General features: G+C 38.0%; 21 protein-coding genes. 15 read left to right on the forward strand and 6 right to left on the reverse strand.

Annotated elements, in window-relative coordinates; genetic code table 11:
- Positions 1 to 16: 16 nt before the first annotated feature.
- The 3 genes from FEDK69T_RS00960 to FEDK69T_RS15285 all read right to left on the reverse strand — a co-directional run bounded on the left by FEDK69T_RS00960 (position 17) and on the right by FEDK69T_RS15285 (position 2,802).
- Complete coding sequence (locus FEDK69T_RS00960; RefSeq protein WP_023572256.1) at positions 17 to 1,159, reverse strand: saccharopine dehydrogenase family protein; 1,143 nt, start codon at positions 1,157 to 1,159, stop codon at positions 17 to 19.
- Positions 1,160 to 1,344: 185 nt separating this feature from the next.
- Positions 1,345 to 2,340: a metal-dependent hydrolase gene (locus FEDK69T_RS00965; RefSeq protein ID WP_035629883.1), complete on the reverse strand. Its 996-nt coding sequence runs from the start codon at positions 2,338 to 2,340 to the stop codon at positions 1,345 to 1,347.
- 126 nt (positions 2,341 to 2,466) lie between these two features.
- A complete protein-coding gene (locus FEDK69T_RS15285; protein WP_051385044.1) occupies positions 2,467 to 2,802 on the reverse strand; it encodes a lipoprotein in 336 nt (111 codons plus the stop codon).
- 214 nt (positions 2,803 to 3,016) lie between these two features.
- On the opposite strand from FEDK69T_RS15285, the gene FEDK69T_RS00975 reads away from it, so the two are divergent.
- From FEDK69T_RS00975 to hmpA, 4 genes are all read left to right on the forward strand, one after another.
- The gene (locus FEDK69T_RS00975; protein WP_023572260.1) at positions 3,017 to 3,925 is read left to right on the forward strand and encodes a DnaJ C-terminal domain-containing protein; all 909 of its coding nucleotides are present in this window, start codon (positions 3,017 to 3,019) and stop codon (positions 3,923 to 3,925) included.
- On the forward strand, positions 3,922 to 4,203 hold the full coding sequence (locus FEDK69T_RS00980) for a chaperone modulator CbpM (RefSeq protein WP_035629882.1): 282 nt from the start codon (positions 3,922 to 3,924) through the stop codon (positions 4,201 to 4,203). Before FEDK69T_RS00975 ends, FEDK69T_RS00980 begins: the two co-directional genes overlap by 4 nt.
- Positions 4,204 to 4,359: 156 nt before the next feature.
- The gene (locus FEDK69T_RS00985) at positions 4,360 to 4,776 is read left to right on the forward strand and encodes an OsmC family protein (RefSeq protein WP_023572261.1); all 417 of its coding nucleotides are present in this window, start codon (positions 4,360 to 4,362) and stop codon (positions 4,774 to 4,776) included.
- A 260-nt stretch (positions 4,777 to 5,036) separates the two neighbouring features.
- Positions 5,037 to 6,245 carry an NO-inducible flavohemoprotein gene (gene hmpA / locus FEDK69T_RS00990; protein ID WP_035629941.1) on the forward strand — a complete coding sequence of 403 codons (1,209 nt, stop codon included), beginning with the start codon at positions 5,037 to 5,039 and terminating at the stop codon, positions 6,243 to 6,245.
- Between the two features lie 126 nt (positions 6,246 to 6,371).
- Here the strand turns inward: hmpA and FEDK69T_RS00995 are convergent, their stop codons facing one another.
- Positions 6,372 to 7,139 carry an oxygenase MpaB family protein gene (locus FEDK69T_RS00995; protein ID WP_023572263.1) on the reverse strand — a complete coding sequence of 256 codons (768 nt, stop codon included), beginning with the start codon at positions 7,137 to 7,139 and terminating at the stop codon, positions 6,372 to 6,374.
- A gap of 257 nt (positions 7,140 to 7,396) precedes the next feature.
- Between FEDK69T_RS00995 and FEDK69T_RS01000 the strand changes: the two genes are divergently transcribed.
- The 10 genes from FEDK69T_RS01000 (at position 7,397) to FEDK69T_RS15625 (ending at position 14,346) form a co-directional block, all read left to right on the forward strand.
- A complete protein-coding gene (locus FEDK69T_RS01000; protein WP_023572264.1) occupies positions 7,397 to 7,795 on the forward strand; it encodes a ribosomal maturation YjgA family protein in 399 nt (132 codons plus the stop codon).
- Between the two features lie 219 nt (positions 7,796 to 8,014).
- On the forward strand, positions 8,015 to 8,572 hold the full coding sequence (locus FEDK69T_RS01005; protein WP_035629881.1) for a DUF6642 family protein: 558 nt from the start codon (positions 8,015 to 8,017) through the stop codon (positions 8,570 to 8,572).
- A gap of 383 nt (positions 8,573 to 8,955) precedes the next feature.
- Positions 8,956 to 9,519 (forward strand): DUF4494 domain-containing protein, encoded by a 564-nt coding sequence (locus FEDK69T_RS01010; RefSeq protein ID WP_023572266.1) that lies wholly within the window; start codon positions 8,956 to 8,958, stop codon positions 9,517 to 9,519.
- A 695-nt stretch (positions 9,520 to 10,214) separates the two neighbouring features.
- Positions 10,215 to 10,850 (forward strand): vWA domain-containing protein, encoded by a 636-nt coding sequence (locus FEDK69T_RS01015; protein WP_023572267.1) that lies wholly within the window; start codon positions 10,215 to 10,217, stop codon positions 10,848 to 10,850.
- Positions 10,851 to 10,865: 15 nt separating this feature from the next.
- On the forward strand, positions 10,866 to 11,099 hold the full coding sequence (locus FEDK69T_RS01020) for a hypothetical protein (RefSeq protein WP_131494740.1): 234 nt from the start codon (positions 10,866 to 10,868) through the stop codon (positions 11,097 to 11,099).
- Between the two features lie 105 nt (positions 11,100 to 11,204).
- Positions 11,205 to 11,684: an HNH endonuclease family protein gene (locus tag FEDK69T_RS01025; protein WP_035629880.1), complete on the forward strand. Its 480-nt coding sequence runs from the start codon at positions 11,205 to 11,207 to the stop codon at positions 11,682 to 11,684.
- A complete protein-coding gene (locus tag FEDK69T_RS01030; RefSeq protein ID WP_023572269.1) occupies positions 11,684 to 12,583 on the forward strand; it encodes a phospholipase D family protein in 900 nt (299 codons plus the stop codon). Before FEDK69T_RS01025 ends, FEDK69T_RS01030 begins: the two co-directional genes overlap by 1 nt.
- Before the next feature lie 147 nt (positions 12,584 to 12,730).
- Positions 12,731 to 13,006, forward strand: coding sequence for a hypothetical protein (locus FEDK69T_RS01035; RefSeq protein ID WP_023572270.1), 276 nt, complete (start codon positions 12,731 to 12,733; stop codon positions 13,004 to 13,006).
- A gap of 318 nt (positions 13,007 to 13,324) precedes the next feature.
- Positions 13,325 to 13,633: a YdhR family protein gene (locus tag FEDK69T_RS01040; RefSeq protein ID WP_023572272.1), complete on the forward strand. Its 309-nt coding sequence runs from the start codon at positions 13,325 to 13,327 to the stop codon at positions 13,631 to 13,633.
- Positions 13,634 to 13,740: 107 nt separating this feature from the next.
- On the forward strand, positions 13,741 to 14,346 hold the full coding sequence (locus FEDK69T_RS15625; protein WP_023572273.1) for a PEGA domain-containing protein: 606 nt from the start codon (positions 13,741 to 13,743) through the stop codon (positions 14,344 to 14,346).
- A 178-nt stretch (positions 14,347 to 14,524) separates the two neighbouring features.
- Here FEDK69T_RS15625 and FEDK69T_RS01050 read toward each other — a convergent pair whose 3' ends face one another.
- Both FEDK69T_RS01050 and dinB read right to left on the reverse strand, forming a co-directional pair.
- Positions 14,525 to 17,581 carry a DNA polymerase III subunit alpha gene (locus FEDK69T_RS01050; RefSeq protein WP_023572275.1) on the reverse strand — a complete coding sequence of 1,019 codons (3,057 nt, stop codon included), beginning with the start codon at positions 17,579 to 17,581 and terminating at the stop codon, positions 14,525 to 14,527.
- Between the two features lie 4 nt (positions 17,582 to 17,585).
- A complete protein-coding gene (gene dinB / locus FEDK69T_RS01055; protein ID WP_023572276.1) occupies positions 17,586 to 18,767 on the reverse strand; it encodes a DNA polymerase IV in 1,182 nt (393 codons plus the stop codon).
- An 88-nt stretch (positions 18,768 to 18,855) separates the two neighbouring features.
- Here dinB and FEDK69T_RS01060 point away from each other — a divergent pair, with 88 nt between their 5' ends.
- Positions 18,856 to 19,617: an XRE family transcriptional regulator gene (locus FEDK69T_RS01060; protein ID WP_023572277.1), complete on the forward strand. Its 762-nt coding sequence runs from the start codon at positions 18,856 to 18,858 to the stop codon at positions 19,615 to 19,617.
- Positions 19,618 to 19,635 lie beyond the last annotated feature (18 nt).

Consider the following 19,635-nt stretch of genomic DNA (forward strand, 5'->3'; position numbering starts at 1 on the left):
TAAGATGATTTAACTTTTAAACCTTCCCATAAACAGGAACAATATAATCCCCATTTAAAAAGGCAGTTGGGTCAATTTGACTTTGTTGTATAACACCGGTTAGGGAATCCTCCAGTAATAATTGAGCTGCTTGTGCCAAAGGAGCCGCTGTAGTGGTTTGGATCGCCCTCAACTGATGGTTTCCGACTTTTAGAGGGGAAATACGTTTCGCGACTTCCCGTCTCCGTAAAACACCGGTTGCATCTTTTCCTTCAACCGTAGCGTATAAAACAATCTGATCGTCTTCTATGTGCGGAATTACAGCTTCCATTTTTTCTTGTAAATCCTTAATTGCGTCATTTGAATTCCCAGACCCTGCTAACTGTTTCTCAACCCAGGAATAATGTCCCGGATGGCGTAATGTCTTGTAGTCAAGTGAGCGTACTTTGCCTAATAAAGCATCCGGTAAATCGGCCGCTCCACCGGACGTTAGATCCTCTTCGTACGTAATTCCGTCAATGATTATGGAAGCCCGTTCCGATAAAGAAGGTAATGTCGTTTTCTTAAAATCACGCAACACTATAGTATCTTTCATGTATTCGGTCGCTACGCCTACAGGACTCCAGGTAAATCCGTAAAAATGCGGAGCAACGGCATGATTGGTAAGTGCGCCAACTTTAAACTCAAGTTTGTCGGCTTTATCCACTCCAAAATCATTACAAAACTGTTGGAATAGCCCGTGGGCAAGTAAATCGATATAGCCTGGAGCTAAGCCGGTCTGAAGTACAAAGCCAGTTTTGGCATCTTTAGCTAATTCTTTAATCATTTCAGTTTCTGCCACATATTCGGTAAGGTTAGCATAATGCATATGGAAATCTTTGGCAAATTGAGCTATCCTAGGTCCTTGACTACCGGGAAGGCAGTCCAGAATAATATCACCCTCATCAAACAATACTTTCATTTCGTCGGTAATGCCTTCTTCAGGAAGATGAAAATCCTGAACCGAACATGGTTTTGTAGTACCTTCCATAATCCACTGGGCTACTTTTTTTGCTTTTTCAGGGATGCGGTCCCCGATGAAAAGAGTAGGATGTACTTCACTCCATTCCGCAAGCAGTAAACCCACGGCTTCGGCAATGCCACCGGCTCCGGCAATAATGATAGTATGGTGTTTTTTCATAAGGTTGGTTTGTAGTATTTTTTTTGTCCGACTAAAGTTACTATTTTTTTTCAATGTTGTATTCAGGTACTAACGCAATTTATTGCACCATATTTTGTAAATACTAAGAAATCCTTCTGCTTTAGAAAGAGTCCTTTGGTTGACTGGGATATATCGATATGTAAAAGGGATGAATCGGGACGCGATTAATTTCCCTGTAAGCGGATGTACATTCTTTTCAATAATGCTTTGGCGTCCCCTTTGTATTTGGGTACTTCTGTGGCTTTCAGGCCTTCCGGAGATTGAATAAACTGATAACTGAAAACAAACTGAGGTGCTTTGGGATCATCATTTAGAATTCCGAAGCGCAGGTCGTTAAAGTAAATTTTTTCGTTGATTTGGTTTACGATGAACCAGCCTTCGCTGATGATCTTTAGTTTCTGAAAGTCTGTATTTTCTTTTAAGGAAGCTTCTAAACCGTAATTTTTAGGATAAAGGGTGAAATGTATGGGTTGTGTGTCGAAAAGGGAATAATCGCCCAAGAAATACCCTTCTTTGGTGGCAACGTTCGCATTCCAAAGAATGAGGTTGAACGGGGTTGGTTTTACCATGATTTCGTTATAGGAAATGTTTTGGTTCTCCAGTGCTTTTTCGAACTTATAGAGCGCATACGATTTGATACTTAATGCTAACAACATGTATCCTGTGCTTATGTATAATCCGCGGCGTACATATTTTGCACGCAGATCATTGTTCTTGGTACGCCAGACCATTATTAAAAAAATCAGAAATGGTACGGTATAAAGCGGATCGATGACAAAGATGCAGTTCAGGGAATAGCGGTAGGGCAGCGGCCACAGTACTTGGGTGCCCCAAGTCGTGCACATGTCTAAAAGCGGATGGGTGAAAAGACACCAAAAAGCCATCAAGGTAGCCGATTTAAAGGATATCCGCTGTTTCTCTATCCGTTGGATGCTCCAGCCAAAAATCGGAGCAAGAAACAGATGAAACAGCAGGGAATGGCTCATTCCACGGTGAATCATAATTCCGTCCAGTGGATCCAAGAATTTTGCAACGATCACATCCAAATCGGGGACAGTGCCCAGGATGGCCCCATAAACAAACCCTCTGTTCTGGAGTTTTTTTCCGGCGCATACTTCTGCTCCGGCAATGCCTAATACTATTTGGGTCAATGAATCCATGGTGCAAAAGTAAATGGAAGGGATAGTGTTTAATTAAGGCATTTTGAAAAAAGCTGTCTAAAAAGACTGTCATATTTATTATTCGGGTAAAATGACCTGTTGTTACTTTTTAGACAGCATTCTTTTTTATTTCTTATGCCCACTCATAGTGATCATGTATTTCAGGATCAGATCCTGAGATTTTTCATCGAGTGTATTAGGGTGTTTTTTGTTTACTTTTTTCACCATTATCGGAACCGTTTTTTGTAATTCCGCTTCGGTGAATTTAGTCGGTTTTTTCAGTTTATGACATTCGGCACAGTGTTGTTCAAACATTGATTTACCTTGATTTAGTTCGTCTAAAGTATAACCAGGATATTTCGCCTGCATCCTGTCAACATCAGGCTGAGTAGGAGTTACCAATTTTACGGCACAACTTGCTAACACTAACGCTGCCGATAAAGTAAGAATAATTTTTTTCATGTTTTTTGGTTGGTTTTACGATTAAAAATAATCCGTTGGCATTATAAAAATAAAAAAAAATGGACAAAATCCTAATTTTCTGAATAAAAAAATGCTGTGCCAATTCTGTGATTACAGAAAAACCGTATAACTTCAAAACCGTGCCTTTTATCGTAACTCTTTGAATGGGATAACTTAAAGTTGTAAATTTAAAGTCAAAGTAACGCTGAGGTTTATGGCATACATTGATTATTACGCCGTTTTGGGCGTCCCGAAAACAGCAACCGCGGAGGAGATTAAAAAGGCCTACCGGAAGCTGGCACGTCAATACCATCCCGATGTGAATCCTAATAAGGAAGAGGCAAGCCATAAATTTAAGCAGATCAATGAAGCGAATGAGGTGCTGGGTGACCCGGAAAAGCGCAAGAAATATGACCAATACGGAGAGCATTGGGAACACGCCGAGCAGTACGAAGAAGCCCGTCGCCAACAGCAGCGTTCCGGTGACGGAGACGGAGGTTTTCAGTACCATCAGGGAGCAGAAGGCTTTGACGATTACGAAGCCTTCTCGGATTTCTTCGGATCAATGTTTGGTAAAGAAGGTAGGACCAAGACGAAGGGTTTTAAGGGTCAGGATGTCTCCGCTACGCTTCATCTGCAGCTGACGGATATTCTCACTACCCAAAAACAGGTTTTGGAGGTCAACGGTAAAAAACTCCGTATTAACATTCCAGCCGGTGTGGCAAACGGACAAACCATTAAGATTGCCGGTCACGGCGGTAAAGGCTACAATAACGGTCCCAACGGCGATTTGTACATTACTTTTGATATCACCAATAACACTGCCTTTGAGGTTAATGGCCATAATCTCCATAAAACCATTTCTATTAGCCTGTATGATGCGTTGTTAGGGGGTGAAATCATAGTTGAAACCCTCAGCGGAAAAGTAAAAGTTCCGATTGCCGCCGAAACCGAGAACCACAAAAAGGTAAAATTGCGGGGTAAAGGTTTACCTGTTTATAGGAAAGAAGGGGAGTACGGTGATTTGTATGTAACCTACTCGGTAGTGCTTCCCAAGCATTTATCCGAAAAGGAAATAGAACTCTTTCAGCAATTACGTTCCATCAGAAAACAAGCGTCATGAACGAGCAATCCATCAAAATATCCGTCATTACTTTTTGTCAGTACCATCAGATAGATCCTGACTTTGTTTATGCTTTGCAGGAAAGCGGACTGTTGGATTTACAAAAAGAGAAGGAAGAACTCTATCTTATGAACCAACAGATTGATATATTGGAAAAATACATCCGCATGCATTATGAGTTGGGAATTAACATTGAAGGACTTGAAGTGATTACCCGCTTGTTAATTCAGATGGAGGAAATGCAGAGAGAACTGGATTTGTTGAGAAGAAGATTGTGAGAAGGAAAAGGGAAAAGGCAGAAAGCAGTAGGGAGAAGGGGATTATGAATTGTGAATTGTGAATGGAGAAAGGGGAAAAGAGAAAAAGGAGGTTATAGGGTATGAGTTATGTAGATATAAAATCATCTATAAAAGTTTAACCAATTATACATTATTATGAAATTCAACAGAAGAGCAAGCGCCAACTGGAAAGGCAACGGTATGGAAGGGAAAGGAACTGTAACCACACAGAGTACCGTATTAAACAATACCCAATATTCTTTTAAATCCCGTTTTGAGGAAGGGGTGGGTACTAATCCTGAAGAACTTGTCGCGGCAGCGCATTGTAGTTGTTACGCCATGAAACTGAGTTTTTTGCTTGCGGATGCAGGTTTTGTTCCCGATGATTTACAAGTGGAAGCTAAAGTTACTTTCGAAGACGGTGCCATTACAGAAAGTCATTTGGATTTAAAGGCTAAAGTGCCTGGAATAAGTGATGAGGCCTTCCAGAAAATTGCTGCTGAAGCCAAAGAAACCTGTCCGATTTCTAAATCAATTAAAGCTGCAATTAGCCTAAGTGCTGCACTAGTGTAATATAGAATCGGCACTGCTATTATGAGCAAGGACTGCCAAACAATCTCATCTTATCCGGACTTCCACTTTGAGGAGGTTCGGAGGGTGCGATCTTGAAGAGCCAATAATAAATTCACGCTTACATCCCTTTGATCTTCAAATGAACAATTACTTTGACAGTATGATTAATGAAATACTGCATATTTTTCGTTTTATGATTTAAGTCATAAATGTAGAGTTTTGTGGCGGATACTTTTGTGGGCTATAAAAAAATAAAAAGAATGACCACAGAACAAAAAGAACTTATTAAAGCCACAATCCCAATTTTACAGGCGGGCGGAGAAGCATTGACCGCTCATTTTTATAACCGAATGTTTACGCATAATCCTGAGTTGAAGAATGTCTTCAATATGGGAAATCAAGCCAATGGAAGACAGAAAACGGCTTTGGCGAACGCAGTACTGGCTTATGCTGAGAATATTGACAATCCGGGTGTGTTAATCGGTGCGTTAAAAAGCATGGGAACCAAACACCGAAGCCTGAATATACAACCGGAGCAATACCAAATTGTAGGGAACCATCTTATCCATTCGATTGCCGAAGTAGTGGGAGAGGGCGCTACTCCTGAAATACTTGAGGCATGGACTGCAGCTTACAATGAACTGGCTGAGATAATGATTGCCATTGAAAAAGAAATGTACGCCGAAAACGATGCGAAACCTGGAGCATGGAATGGCTGGCGTAAATTCGTAATCAGAAATATCGTTGCAGAATCAGAAGAGGTGAAATCGTTTTATCTGTATCCGGAAGACGGGCATCCTATTGCCGACTATAAGGCAGGTCAGTTTGTGAGCGTACAGGTTTATGTACCGGAACTGGATTTATTGCAGCCAAGACAATACAGTTTGTCCAGTGCGTTTAATCCGGAATATTACCGCATTTCTGTGAAGAAAGAACCAGGTATGGAAGGTAATCCATCCGGAATGGTTTCGCAGACGCTTCATGCTAAAAATGAAGGCGATATAGTAATGCTTTCAGCACCGGCAGGTTTATTCCATCTACAACAGGATGATAAGAAACCTTTAGTATTGATAAGTGGCGGTATCGGACTTACACCTATGCTGAGTATGTTGGAGACCAATAAAGCCAATCGCGGTCAGAACAAGAATGTCTGGATCCACGGTTGCCGAAATCATTCGGTGCATGCATTTAAAACACAGGTGGAGCAGCTTAAAAGTGAAATACCATTGGAAACCTATACGTTTTATGATTCGGTAACAAATTATGATAATGGCAGCAATCAGGTCATAGCAGGTCAGGTCGATCTGGAAAAATGCAAAGAAGCCATTTTACTGGAAGAAGCCAATTACTACATCTGTGGTCCGGAACTGTTTATTAAAACACAGTACAAGGCACTTATTAACCTCAATGTAAATAAGGAAAATATCTTTTATGAGGAGTTTGGCCCGAATGTTATTAATCTGAATTAAAATTTCAACACGTTAGATATGGCAGTCAAAGATTAACTGCTAAAAAAAGAAACCGCTTCAATTACTGAAACGGTTTTTTTGTTTTTTGCTTGGTTGGAACAGTGACTCAATTGGAACCTGAATCTGTCAAATTGCTGCTGCTACATCCAATCCATTAATCTGTTCCTTATAATCAGAAGGAAGCAAAATATTCTTGAACAACCAATCCAGCTTCATTAGCCTGCTGATTTTATATAACGGAACTACAGGGGTCAGAAAAGAAAATTCACTGAAATCCAATAATTTTTTTGCCCTGCCAGGAACAACAAGTTTTTGGGCTTCCAGCAGTACTTTAAAGCGCATGGCACCAAGATGTTTTTTATACTGTTTGAAGAGATCTTCAGTATAGACACTCTTTTGAAGGTTTTCTTTCAGATGGGATTCCCTTACAGGCAGCCATTTAAGATAAGTAAGAGGGAGTTCTTTCAATCCCATTCTTACGCCTACTCGGTAAAAAACATTGTAAACCTCCTCTTTTTCCTCATCACTCAGTTTTGCTTCAAGCAACTCGTGTGCGGCAATTGAATAATAAATCAGCATAAACAATACATCGCGGTATGCCCAGTCGGGTATTGAAGTTCCCCGGCTTTGTTCGACGGCAGTATGTATGTGTCGCATGGAATCAATGGCTTTATTAGCTTCCTCCATAGATGAAAAAACAATCCTTCTGGCATAGCTAACGGTGGAGAACAGTCTGCCTAATGGGTCGGAAGGAAGTTTGCCGGTATAGTACAGCCAATCCACAGCTTTGTTAAGGGCAAATTCAGCAGACGCCCCGGCAAAAATAAAGAGAATGGTGTCACTCTTTCCCCATATTTTTCTAACAATCGAATTGTGTTTTACGAAGTTGTTCATTGGATCCGTTTCTTTTTGTAAAGCTACAAATAATTATTTTATTAAAAGTACTTTGTGTTTCAAAGTTTGATACATTTGTAAAAAGAAATCGGAAAGCATGGGCTTATTTGAAATGGTATAAACAATAGTTTTGGGTAAGCGCAAATCAAACCATCGGCAATTAAGAATAGGGTGGAAGCCGTTCCGATACACGAATAATAAGCAAGAAAACAATTAAGAATCATAATACGAAAGCGTTCATAACTAAAATCAATTGTATGGTAACATTTAATAAAAACTACTTCGCCTCAGCTGTTTTAATTTTCATAATAGAAGTTTTGATTGCTCTTTTCATGCACGATAATTTTGTACGGCCTTATCTTGGGGATGTCCTGGTTGTTATTTTAATCTATTGCTTTTTGAAATCGTTCTTAAAGCTTCCTGTTTTGACGGTTTCAGTAGCTGTACTGCTTTTTGCTTTCGGCATAGAATTTCTTCAATTTATAAATATAGTCGAAACGCTGAATTTAGAATCATCAAAAGCTGCCAGAACGGTTATAGGAACTTCATTCTCATGGATTGATTTGCTTACTTATGTTGTGGGAATCTCCATTGTAATTGCTGCAGAAAAGCACTTGTTTAATAAAGAAATTAAAGCACTGTCGGAAAATGTTTGATTGGTTAGGTCATGGTAAATCAAAATCGTAGCAAACCGAAAATGCATCAGTAAAAAAGTGATAGGGCGGGACGGGATGAGGTTGAGGGAGGTAAATCAGTTTGATATTTTCATTTGGGCAGACATTGTGGTAACTTTGTTATAAGCCAATTGCAGGAGTGGTAAAGAAAAAGAGAAGAGGGAAAAGAGAGAAGCTTTAACGCAACGGTTTGTAGTTATTATGTCTGATAAGAAGTATATATATTGTCTTGAATCGGTCCAGGATGCAGAAGTGTCTGGAAAAAGTCCTATTGTCCCATCGTTGGAAACTTTGGCGATGCAGTATGGGATCACAAATGTATACAAAACCTGTGACTGCATAGAAGGGTTTGAAGAGAGTATCAGCACCTTATTGTATGAAGACCGTCATTTTAAGGATTATGCTGTTATTTATCTGGTGTTTGAAGGAAGAAGCAATGAACTCAAAATAGACAATTACTACTATAGCTTCGAGGAAATTGCCGAGTTTTTTGAAGGCAAGCTAAAAGGCAAGATCATCCACTTTGCCAATACCCTGCAACTGGACCTGGAAGAGGAAACCTTTCAATACTTCTTAGATGTTACCGGAGCCAAAGCGGTTTCCGGTTATGCAAATTCAGTTCCTATTTTAAGTACGATGCTGGACAATCTGTATTTTTCGCTGAGTCAGGAGTATGATGACGTGGTGGAATTGACGGAGGCTTTGTTTGAGAAGCAATATACATTGTGTACCGGTATGGGGTTTAGGGTTTATTATTAGCAATAAGGGGAGTTTCTCAAAAAGAGATTCCGGTATGATGGGTTTCCAGTATTTTTTGATATGCATTCCTGTAAAATGCAAAGTGCGACTGATGGAGTTGTAGCCTCTGAATGGTATATTGACAGGATTTTAATAGAGATGAGGGATTAGGTTTAATAAAGTCAGCTCAACTAACTTTGCGCAGCGGATACTTTGTTTTGTATTGAGGCAAAGCGCAATATATTTTACATCAATCCAGCTTATAGAACTTTAATTTACAGCATACTACTTTATTTAAGTATTGGTTGAGGTTTCTGTTTGTATCAAGTCCAAAGAAAAAATTCTACAAACAAACCATTTATTTTCATTTAAAATTTACCTTTGCCATCCTTAAAAAAAATGATATGGGTGCAACTTGGTATGAATGTAAAGTAAAATTCAGAAAAACCGATGAAACGGGAATACAAAAGGTAATAACAGAGCCTTATTTGGTAGATGCTTTATCTTATACGGAAGCAGAAAGCAGGATAACGGAAGAGATGACCGCTTATATTAGTGAAGAATTTAAAATCATGAATATAAAAGTGGCAAATTACGCAGAAATCCATCCTTTTGAGAATACAGACCGATGGTTCAGATCAAAAGTTTCCCTAACGGCTTATGATGAAGAAAGCGGTAAGGAGCGCAAGACAAATATGTATTTGTTAGTTCAAGCCAACGACGTAAAAGAGGCTTATGATAATACTGTTACAGCCATGAAAAATACGATGGGCGATTATACCATCCCGGCAATTTCCGAGTCTCCGATTATGGATGTTTTCCCTTATTTCAGTGGCGAAGAAGATGCATTGGAACAAGCAGAAAAGTTTAATGCTCTTAAAGCTTCCAGACCAGTAAAAGAGGATGTAACAGAAATGGTTGACCACATGGAATTCGACCCGGAAATTGTTGCATCATTTCAAGAGTAAACATCAGTAGCTTTCTTAGCCAAATTCATGATTGGTATTGAAAAAATACGTGATTTCAAATCCACGATTAAGAACACGTAATCACTGAAAAAAATAAAAAATGCGCAAAGTCAGGAGACTTTGCGCATTTTTTATTTTCATAAAAACAGAATATAATCATTATGTACAATAGTCATGGTAGGAAGGTTTTCGACAAAATCATTTGACTTTTGGTTGCGGTTATGCCTTTTATGTGACGATGTAGTAGCTTCATTCTGATTTTTAAAGACAGATTGCCCTTTATATTTATTAATTGATTTTTAACTGTCTCTAAATAAATGGCTTAAAAGATGCGTTTAGATTTTTAACATTTTAGGTTTATAAAGTTTACATATTTGATAAAGAAAATATTATTTTTATAAGGTATCTGTTAAAAAATGAAAAAATAAATGTCTAAAATTTTGCAGTATGTCAGAAAAGACAATGGATAGAAGTTGACCAATCTGAAATTACTATTAACAATAGAAATAAAGAAAAGAAAACTTTCCAAAGAGGATAAAATAATTTCTTTTTTTTGAGAATGTTGTAAAAGACATTCAAAAAAATGGCTGTCGTTCAATTATTTTCGGGGGAGAAATAATTGATAAAGTCCAGAATGTTTAGTAGCTATTTTAAACATATACCTTAACTACAAAAATTAAAAAAAAACAAAAATTATGGACAGAAAACATCAGGTGCATAACCTAATTATTTTAGACGAAAGTGGCTCTATGGAATCCATAAAGCAAACAATAATTCAAGGGTTTAATGAAGTAATGCAAACTATACAAGGAATTGAAAAACAATTTCCAGAGCAGGAGCATTTTATCTCCCTCGTGTCTTTTAATGGATTGGGGCATAAATTGCTGCATTTTATTGATCCTGCTACTAAACTCAAACAAATAGATGATACGAACTATCAACCTGACGCTTCTACGCCATTATTTGATGCAATGGGGTTTAGTATAAATAAATTAAAACAATCACTACAGGGACAGTCTGACTACAATGTTCTCGTGACAATTTTGACAGATGGAGAAGAAAATGCTTCAACGGAGTTTTCGGGAAATGACATCAAAAAGCTTGTTGAAGAGTTAAAGCAAAACCGTTGGACATTCACTTATATTGGGACCGACCACGATGTGGAAAAAATCGCAATTTCTCTTTCAATCAATAACACTTTGGTCTTTAATAAAAACGAAGCCGATATAAAGGCAATGTTTGCAAAAGAAAGCAGGGCAAGGGCTAATTACAGTGAAAAAATACGTATGGATAGGGAAACGAGTTCCAATTATTTTGACGATACGGAATAATGAATAGAAATATACTTGGGTACTAACATTTTTTTGCATCAGGCAGGGGGATGTACGACCATGGAACTTATTATCACTACAACTGTAACTAAATGCGCAAAATCTCCTGACTTTGCGCATTTTTTAGACGAGAAAGTATACCAACTCAAATTGCAATTGGTTTCGGAGCATGAAGATCATGTTGTTCGTGTGGAACGTAGTTATGGAAAAGCCAAAAAACCGGAGGATTATATTCAGGGTTTTAAATGACTTATAGAAAATAACCGAAATCAGATTGTAGAAACCCAAACATTTGTACAAAACCGGAAGAATTGGATGAAAAATCACTTAAAGGACTGAAATTGTTATTATCGCTTGAGATATGTATTAGGTAAAATTGAAAATACAGTACTTGAAAAATCTGGATTACCAAAGAAAGGTAAAGACTTCATTGATCGTTTAGAAGTTGAGCATATTTTACCTCAAACGCCAAAAGACAAAATTTTGACAATTGAATTTAAAGATAAAGATGATTATGCAAATTCTGTGTATAAATTAGGGAATGTTACTTTGATAGAATCCCAAATTAATCAAGCGGTAAATAAATTTAATGATTTAAATTCCAATTGGTTTGAATTGAAGCAAAATGAGTATTCAAATTCAAATCTGACTTCAACAAATTTATTGAATCATAATTTTTCAATAGGAAATAATACAGCATTAAATAGATTTAAAAACGATTCAGACTACATTTTTTTTAATTGGAATAAAGATAGTATTATAAAAAGACAAGAAATACTACTTGATTTAGTTTTTGATTCATGGAGAGTTAATGATAAAAGGATAGATAAGTAATGCCAAAATTCCTAAACACCAAAGGCCTAAGCGAGTGGATGTCTCGCATTATTGATGAAACTGAAAGGGAATTAGTAATTATTTCTCCTTATCTGCAATTATCGAATAAAATATTTCAAAAGTTATTGAATGCTGATAGTCGCGGAGTTGAAACAATTTTGATTTATCGCGAAAATCAATTGAATGATTATGAAAAAGGTAAGTTATTGGCCATTGATAACTTAAATCTTATGCATCATCCTAATATACATGCAAAGTGTCTGTATAATGAAAATTACTTGCTTATTGGTTCTATGAATTTATATGAGTATTCTGAAAAGAATAATAGGGAAATGGGTGTTTTGTTTCATAAAGTTGATATTCCGGAATTTAGTGGAGATGCCTGGGGAAATGCGGACGGAGAAACAGTTTTTGATGAAGCTCTTGAAGAAATTCTCGAAATAAAAAATGGAGCGGAAATGGAACGCCCAAGTAAAGAAACGATTGAAGACGGTTTTGAACTTGAGATTTTAAAAACGGAACAAGAAAAGCGGGATGAATATGTTAGAATGATGAATTCTGTTTTTATGCATAAAAAATTTATTGTTGATAGTGATAAAGGCTATTTATGTAAAAGTTATATGGATAAAGTAGATGTATTGGTACATACAAGAATAGAATTTTCAATGAAATTTGAAGAAACAAAGCAAAATTATCTATTCAATGCTTATAAGCCTAAAATGAGAGATTTGGAGTTTAGCATTCCAGGATTTAAAATGTATTGGAATCGTCCGGATTGCATTTTATTGTATGATGATTCCAGACATCAGTTGTGGAAAAAAAATAATACCGCGGTCGAGGAGTTGGAATTGCGTAAAAAAGGGATTGATGAAATGGTTCGATTTATTAAACAGTTATGATTTTGATAAAAAACTGAAGATGCTTATATATCGGCCACGCAAAGTCTCCTGACTTTGCCCGGTGGTAGGAAGGTTACAGGTCTGAATCCTGTCGAGGTCACAAGAGTTTCAAGAAAAAGATATTTGTAAAACAAGTAAATAATGTAAATGGATTTTACGCTAACAATACAAAGAGGAGGATTTGCAGCTTTTGAAAAAACAGGAATATATCCTGAGTTTTTGCTTTTCCATTCGGCACAGCTTGGAACATCATGGAGAGTGAAATTGAGGAGTGAAAAACAAAACGGCTTTTTGAAATTAAAAGGGCAGATTGCTTTCCATTATTATTTTGATGATGGTTTCTGTAAAATGCAAAGTGTGACTAATGGAGTTGTCACTTCTGAATGGTATCCTGAACGGATTGTTATTGAGATGAGGGATTAAATATAAAGTCAATTCCCGTTTGCCAGAGCGAACATCTTGTCCGTAAACACAACGCAAACATATTGCATTACAAGGCTGCTGCGCAAAGTCTCTTGACTTTGCGCATTTTTTATATTTTCGAAAAAAGCAGCTGATGTATATGTGTTATCGGTAATGCTATGACGGAACAATTATATCAATCCTACACGAACGAATACAACAAGAAGGAAAAAGACTTTTTATTCATACCAAATGAAAGAAGTAAAACCATTGCTTACGAACTTGGTTTTGAAAATAAACTTTTACCTTTATAGTATTATTAACTTAAAATATCGAGCAATGCACGCACAAATAATCACTTATCAGTTAAATGATATTTCGCAAGCGGAATATCTTAAGAAAATGGTGGAACCAGATGCACCAATTATAGCGGAAGTAAAAGGCCTTATTTCAAAAGTTTGGCTCGCAGACATAGAAAAAAACACTTTTGGAGGTTTCTATTTATGGGAAAACAAAGCGGCAATGGAGGATTTTATGAATTCTGACATGGTAAAAGCAGTTGTAAGCCGACCGTTCGTAAAGAATGTTTCTTCGGTGGACTATGAAGTAAATCAAAGTGCTTCATTAATTACCAGGGGAATCAGATAGTAAATTTGAAGACTGTGGTTCCGAAATCCCCAACTTCTTAAAGTCGGGGGGTGTTGGCAGTAATTTTATGAAGATTTGAGATAGCAACCACTACAAATAATTTTAAAATGAAAAATATTCTACAAAAAATTTCTGGTCTAATTGTAGCAACCATTCTTCTTTCGAGCTGTTCAAGTACAACGATTATTCAAAGTACACCACCGGGTGCAGATGTTTATATTGATAGCCAGAAAAAAGGCACAACACCTCTTGAATATAGTGACACTAAAATTGTTGGATCTTCCACAGCCATGACTTTAAAAAAAGAAGGCTATAAAGACTTGATAATTAGTCTTGGACGTGATGAGCGCGCAGATGTTGTTGCTATAATAAGTGGCTGTTTTGTTTTGGTTCCATTTCTCTGGACAATGAAATATGATCCAATTCACAATTATGAACTTGTCCCCCAAACAGCTCAGAATTATCAAGCAGCTATTATAAATATTAATTCAAATTCGACAGATGAACTTATAAAACTAAAAACCCTTTTAGAAAAAGATGCCATCACAAAAGATGATTTCACCTCGCTTAAAGCAAATATCTTAAATAATGATTATGATTATAATAATAGTATTGCAGAAGAAATAATAAAATTGCGGAATCTTTTTGATTCTAATCTTTTGACAAAAGAAGAATACATTTCACAAAAGAATAAATTAGTACGACAAAATTAAAACTACTCTCAACTGCAAATTTGCATGATTGAGAGCATTTCAGGAAAAAGAAACATTCTTTTTCATAAGTTCATTTTCGGTCGCCGAAAGAACTCAACTTTATTTCAGGAACTCAACAAATTTGTAAAGCGTTATTTATTCATATTTATGAAAACTCCTGAAGTATGAATGTTTAATTCTACGAGTTCATATTTTTTCTTGGTAAGTTAATTTCATGTTCCTGAGGATAAGGCGCACGGTGCGTCATGCTGACATCTTCACGGATTTGCTGATGTACTTTATATTGCCTGTCGTTTGCATTCGAATATCGAGGATCGGGGACAAAGGGCATTTTAGCCATTTTGGTAATGGTTATCGTAGGGAAATGAAAATCGACCTCGACATTTCCGAGCAGCAGATAACAACCACCACCCTGAAAAGGGTATTGCTCCAGACTGTTTGTAAAATGGGCAGTGTCAAAATATTCTCCCTCATTATCGATCCAGGTACCAAAATACATGGTACCCATTTTGGTAGGAACGTGTTTTCTTGAAATCAGATACCCCAACATTTTTACGGTCTTTTTATGATAGTGCAATAAATCTTTGGCCATTACGCTTCCGCGATATTTTGTCTGTAATAATTCGAATGGCGTAAAGGAAACCGGAAAGCCAAGCAGTTCGATTTCATCAAAAGCATCTTCAAACGGTGAGCGTTCGAGTGTCGGCAATTCATATTCTTTTATGGGTTCCTGAAGGAGCATAAGGTTTCTGTTTTCAGGTTTGAAGTTTACCATAAGCAGTCTTGCAATGACCAGCAACTCGTTTTTCGATTTTCCGGTAAAGCGGAAAGCCCCGATAAAAATTAAAATCTGAATACTTTCGATACCAATGGGAATTCGGGTGATAAAATCTTCCAATGATCGGAATTCGCCATTATTCTTACGTTCTTTAATCAGAAATTGTGCTGTTTTGGTTTCAAAGCTGTCTAGATGCATCAATCCTAAATATACACCTGTGCCATATACCGTAGTTTCGAATTCGCTTTTGTTTACGCATGGATTTTGTATTATCGCCCCCGACATTTTGGCTTCATGCACATATACTTCGGTACGGTAAAAACCGCCTTGGTTATTGATGACAGCCACCATGAATTCGATGGGATAATGCACTTTCAGATAAAGACTTTGGTAACTTTCAACAGCGTAAGAAGCAGAGTGCGCCTTGCAGAATGAATAACCGGCAAAGGATTCAATCTGTCTGTAGATTTCCTCGCTCAATTTCAATGGATGTCCTTTTTGGGCGCAACAGGCAAAGTAATTATCCTTTACTTTTTGCAATGCCGATTTTGAACGGCCTTTACCGCTCATGGCCCGGCGGAGAATATCTCCATCGGCAGCCGGGAGTCCGGCATAATGCAGGGCAATTTTAATCACGTCTTCCTGATATACCATGATGCCATAGGTTTCTCCGAGCTGTTCTTTAAAAACATCATGGAAATATTCGAAACGGTCGGGGTGGTTATGCCTGAAGATATATTCCTTCATCATACCGGATTGTGCCACGCCGGGACGTATGATGGATGAAGCAGCTACGAGGGTTTTATAGTTATCGCATTTCAGACGGCGTAATAATCCCCGCATGGCAGGACTTTCAATGTAAAAACACCCGATTGTTTTTCCCCGGCTCAGGAATTCGTTAGCCGTTGCTTCATCTTTTGATAAAGAAGTATCGCGGATATCTACCCTGATTCCCCTGTTTTTTTCAATCACTTTTACGCTTTCATCGATATGGCCAATACCACGCTGGCTAAGGATGTCGAATTTTTCAAAACCGATATCTTCTGCAATGTGCATATCAAACAAAACAATCGGAAAACCTTTCGGAGGCATTTCCAAGGGGGTGTAATTGGTTATGGGCTCTTCGGAAATCAATATCCCACAGGAATGCATACTGCGTTGATTGGGGTATTTTTCGAGCAGCATTCCATATTCCTGAACAAGTTTTACCACAGAATTAGTATCATGAAGCGCCATGGGATTTTTGGCCAATACATCCAGTTCTTCTTTGGGTAAACCAAAAACTTTCCCCACTTCCCTGAATATGGAACGGTACTTAAATTCTACATTGGTTCCGCAAAAAGCAACGTAATCGGCTCCATATTTATTAAAAATGTATGTGAGAATAATGTCACGCTCTTTCCATGACCAGTCAATATCAAAATCGGGAGGGCTTTTGCGGTTTTCATTCAGGAAGCGTTCAAAATACAAATCCAGTTCAATAGGACAAATATCCGTTATGCCAAGGCAATAGCTCACGATACTGTTCGCGCCACTGCCACGACCGATATGGAGGAACCCCTGACTGTTGCTGTATTGGATAATATCCCAGGTTATCAGGAAATAACCGCTGAACTGCAATTGATCAATTACTTTTAATTCCTTTTCAACCCTTGCCAAGGCTTGCAGATTATTTTGACCGTATCTTTTTGATAATCCTTCATGAGCGAGTTTGGTCAGCAGTTCTATATCGCTTTCCCGGCTTTCGGTATAGAACTTTTTGTTTCTGGGTTTTTTGAATTCGAATTCAAAATTGCATTGATCGATTAGTTTTTCCGTGTTTTCGATGATTTGTGGGTATTCTGAAAATTTCGCAAGTAATTGTTCCAGAGGAATCATTACATCCGAAGTTTTGCAATAATCGTCATCCGAAAGTTTGGATAAGATTGTGTTGGTATCTATTGCCCGTAATATCTTATGCAGATTGAATTCTTTTTTTGTGCGGAAGGTAACAGGCTGCAGTATCACCATTTTATGCAGCCAGGCTTTCCAATGTGGGAGAAATAATTTTGAAAGTTGTTCTGGACGGATGCCTATATATTCGTTTTCTTTCAATTCGGTTGGCGTTTCTTCGAAAGAATAAATGAAATATATGTCATTACACTCCGGAGCTGAAACCGGTAGGGGAGTGTTGTCAAAATTATGCTTGGTAAGAAAGCGGTTCAATTGTGCCAGTCCGTTTGCATTTTTAGCCAAGCCGATGTAACGTAATTTGTGATCGCAACGAAACTCCATTCCGACAAGCGGTTTGATATTGACTTCATTGCACAGTTTTATAAAATCATAAATACCGGTTACCGTATTAATGTCTGTTAAAGCCATTGCCTGTACATTGTTGGCAACAGACTGCTGTACCAATTCGGAAACAGGGATAGTCCCGTAGCGCAGGGAGTGGAAGGAATGACAATTCAGGTACATCGCGTTATAATTTACGTTTTAAGATTTCATCTTTATTATTGGGTTTGAAAGTGGCGCCGGCGCAGCGCATTACAGCATCATAACCAAACCGGTTTTTTATATTATCCATAGCCTGATACAGTGAGAGCATTTCTTCAGTATCTTCAAACATGTTTATCTGATACGTTCCTCTTACCAGTCCGCTGAAACGGATTCCGATTAGCCGAAGCCGCATGCGACGCTGGTAGGCTTTATCGAATAGATCGGTAACTGTTTTTGTCAGGATATGATCGGCAGAAGTATATTGTACCCTGCACTGTTTGGTTTCGGTATCAAAATTGGCGTATCGGATTTTGACCGTCACTGTTGATGTTAACCATTGTTCCGACCGCAGTTGAAAGGCAAGTTTTTCGACCATGCCGGATAGCACCGCTTTGAGTTTATGAACATCGATGGTGTCGTGTACAAAAGTATGTTCGGTTGAAATGGATTTCCTTTCTGTATAAGGTTCAACAGGATTATTATCGATACCATTGGCTTTTTTCCATAACTCAATGCCGTTTTTACCGATCATTTGCTGTAACACTTCCACAGGCATTTCAGAAAGCGTCTGAATGGTGCGGATTCCGATACGGGACAGTAACTGGAAAGTCACATCGCCCACCATAGGGATTTTTTGAATGGACAGCGGATTCAGGAACGGCTTGACCTTATTTTCCGGAATTTCCAGATTTCCTTTTTGCTTGGCTTCTCCGGTTCCAATTTTAGAAACCGTTTTGTTTACCGATAATGCAAAGCTTATTGGTAAACCTGTTTCTTTTGTGACTGACTGGGCCAGTTCATCCGTCCATTTGTAGCAACCGAAAAACTTGTCTAAACCGGTAATGTCCAGGTAGAACTCATCGATGCTCGCTTTTTCTACAATAGGAGCTTTCTCTTTGATGACTTCTGTTACTTCGTGCGATAATCGGGAATACAATTCCATGTCACCTTTCATTACTTTTGCCTGAGGACATAATCGTAAAGCCATTTTAACAGGCATAGCCGAACGTACGCCAAAGACACGGGCTTCATAGGAACAGGAAGCCACAACACCTCTGTCTCCGCCTCCGATAATCAGTGGAACTCCGATTAATTGGGAGTTTGTTTTTCTTTCGCACGATACGAAAAATGTATCTAAATCCATGTGTACAATTGCCCTTGCCATAATCTTTCTCTATTTGTATTATACAAAATTAGTGCAGGTTGTAACAAAATTTAGTATATTTGATGTTACAAATTGTAACAAAATAACCATGTCTTTATTTTCGGACAACATCAGGTATCTTAGGGCAGAAAGGAAGATTTCTCAGGAAAAGCTTGCCGAATCACTGGGTATAACCCGAGGCAGGTACGTTAAGTATGAAGACGGGACTTCGGAAGCTCCTTATGAAATATTAAAAAGCATATCTTATTTTTATCATATCAGTATTGATCTGCTGCTTTCTGTGGATGTGAGGAAAGTACCTATGGATGAACTGCTGAAACTGGAAGATAACAGACTGCTTTTACCAATTACCGTAGATAAATACGGTGAAAGTTTTATTGAGGTCGTTCCGCATAAAGCAAAAGCCGGTTACCTCACCGGATATGCAGACCCTGAGTTTATAGAAAGCCTGCAACATATTTCCTTGCCTTTTTTAGGTTCGGGAAAATTCAGGGGTTTTCCTGTGGAAGGCGATTCCATGCCGCCCCATGAAGACGGAAGTATTATTGTAGGACGCTATGTTGAGAACTTAGGTGGGGTAGTGGATGGTAAGACCTATATTTTTATTACTAAAGATGAAGGTATAGTGTATAAACGATTGAATAAAAACAAAAAGAATGTCCTCATGGTTGAATCGGATAACAGTTTTTACCCACCGTATGAAGTCAAAGCCTCGGATATTCTTGAAATTTGGGAATACAAATGCAATATAGGTCTAAGCGACAGAAAACAGGAGGTCTCAGAAACGGAAAGCGTGAAAGAAATGTTCCTTGAATTGAAAAGGGAAATTAATGAGTTGAAGAATAGGTGAAATGTGCCTTCGACCCTT

It is taken from the genome of Flavobacterium enshiense DK69, from assembly GCF_000498495.1.
Lineage (GTDB): Bacteria > Bacteroidota > Bacteroidia > Flavobacteriales > Flavobacteriaceae > Flavobacterium > Flavobacterium enshiense.

What these genes read in the sequence shown, in the direction of transcription:
- FEDK69T_RS00960 (WP_023572256.1), bottom strand. Translation starts at nt 1,159, where the DNA reads ATGAAAAAACACCATACTATCATTATTGCCGGAGCCGGTGGCATTGCC.
- FEDK69T_RS00965 (WP_035629883.1), bottom strand. Translation starts at nt 2,340, where the DNA reads ATGGATTCATTGACCCAAATAGTATTAGGCATTGCCGGAGCAGAAGTA.
- FEDK69T_RS15285 (WP_051385044.1), bottom strand. Translation starts at nt 2,802, where the DNA reads ATGAAAAAAATTATTCTTACTTTATCGGCAGCGTTAGTGTTAGCAAGT.
- FEDK69T_RS00975 (WP_023572260.1), top strand. Translation starts at nt 3,017, where the DNA reads ATGGCATACATTGATTATTACGCCGTTTTGGGCGTCCCGAAAACAGCA.
- FEDK69T_RS00980 (WP_035629882.1), top strand. Translation starts at nt 3,922, where the DNA reads ATGAACGAGCAATCCATCAAAATATCCGTCATTACTTTTTGTCAGTAC.
- FEDK69T_RS00985 (WP_023572261.1), top strand. Translation starts at nt 4,360, where the DNA reads ATGAAATTCAACAGAAGAGCAAGCGCCAACTGGAAAGGCAACGGTATG.
- hmpA (WP_035629941.1), top strand. Translation starts at nt 5,037, where the DNA reads ATGACCACAGAACAAAAAGAACTTATTAAAGCCACAATCCCAATTTTA.
- FEDK69T_RS00995 (WP_023572263.1), bottom strand. Translation starts at nt 7,139, where the DNA reads ATGAACAACTTCGTAAAACACAATTCGATTGTTAGAAAAATATGGGGA.
- FEDK69T_RS01000 (WP_023572264.1), top strand. Translation starts at nt 7,397, where the DNA reads ATGGTAACATTTAATAAAAACTACTTCGCCTCAGCTGTTTTAATTTTC.
- FEDK69T_RS01005 (WP_035629881.1), top strand. Translation starts at nt 8,015, where the DNA reads ATGTCTGATAAGAAGTATATATATTGTCTTGAATCGGTCCAGGATGCA.
- FEDK69T_RS01010 (WP_023572266.1), top strand. Translation starts at nt 8,956, where the DNA reads ATGGGTGCAACTTGGTATGAATGTAAAGTAAAATTCAGAAAAACCGAT.
- FEDK69T_RS01015 (WP_023572267.1), top strand. Translation starts at nt 10,215, where the DNA reads ATGGACAGAAAACATCAGGTGCATAACCTAATTATTTTAGACGAAAGT.
- FEDK69T_RS01030 (WP_023572269.1), top strand. Translation starts at nt 11,684, where the DNA reads ATGCCAAAATTCCTAAACACCAAAGGCCTAAGCGAGTGGATGTCTCGC.
- FEDK69T_RS01035 (WP_023572270.1), top strand. Translation starts at nt 12,731, where the DNA reads ATGGATTTTACGCTAACAATACAAAGAGGAGGATTTGCAGCTTTTGAA.
- FEDK69T_RS01040 (WP_023572272.1), top strand. Translation starts at nt 13,325, where the DNA reads ATGCACGCACAAATAATCACTTATCAGTTAAATGATATTTCGCAAGCG.
- FEDK69T_RS15625 (WP_023572273.1), top strand. Translation starts at nt 13,741, where the DNA reads ATGAAAAATATTCTACAAAAAATTTCTGGTCTAATTGTAGCAACCATT.
- FEDK69T_RS01050 (WP_023572275.1), bottom strand. Translation starts at nt 17,581, where the DNA reads ATGTACCTGAATTGTCATTCCTTCCACTCCCTGCGCTACGGGACTATC.
- dinB (WP_023572276.1), bottom strand. Translation starts at nt 18,767, where the DNA reads ATGGCAAGGGCAATTGTACACATGGATTTAGATACATTTTTCGTATCG.
- FEDK69T_RS01060 (WP_023572277.1), top strand. Translation starts at nt 18,856, where the DNA reads ATGTCTTTATTTTCGGACAACATCAGGTATCTTAGGGCAGAAAGGAAG.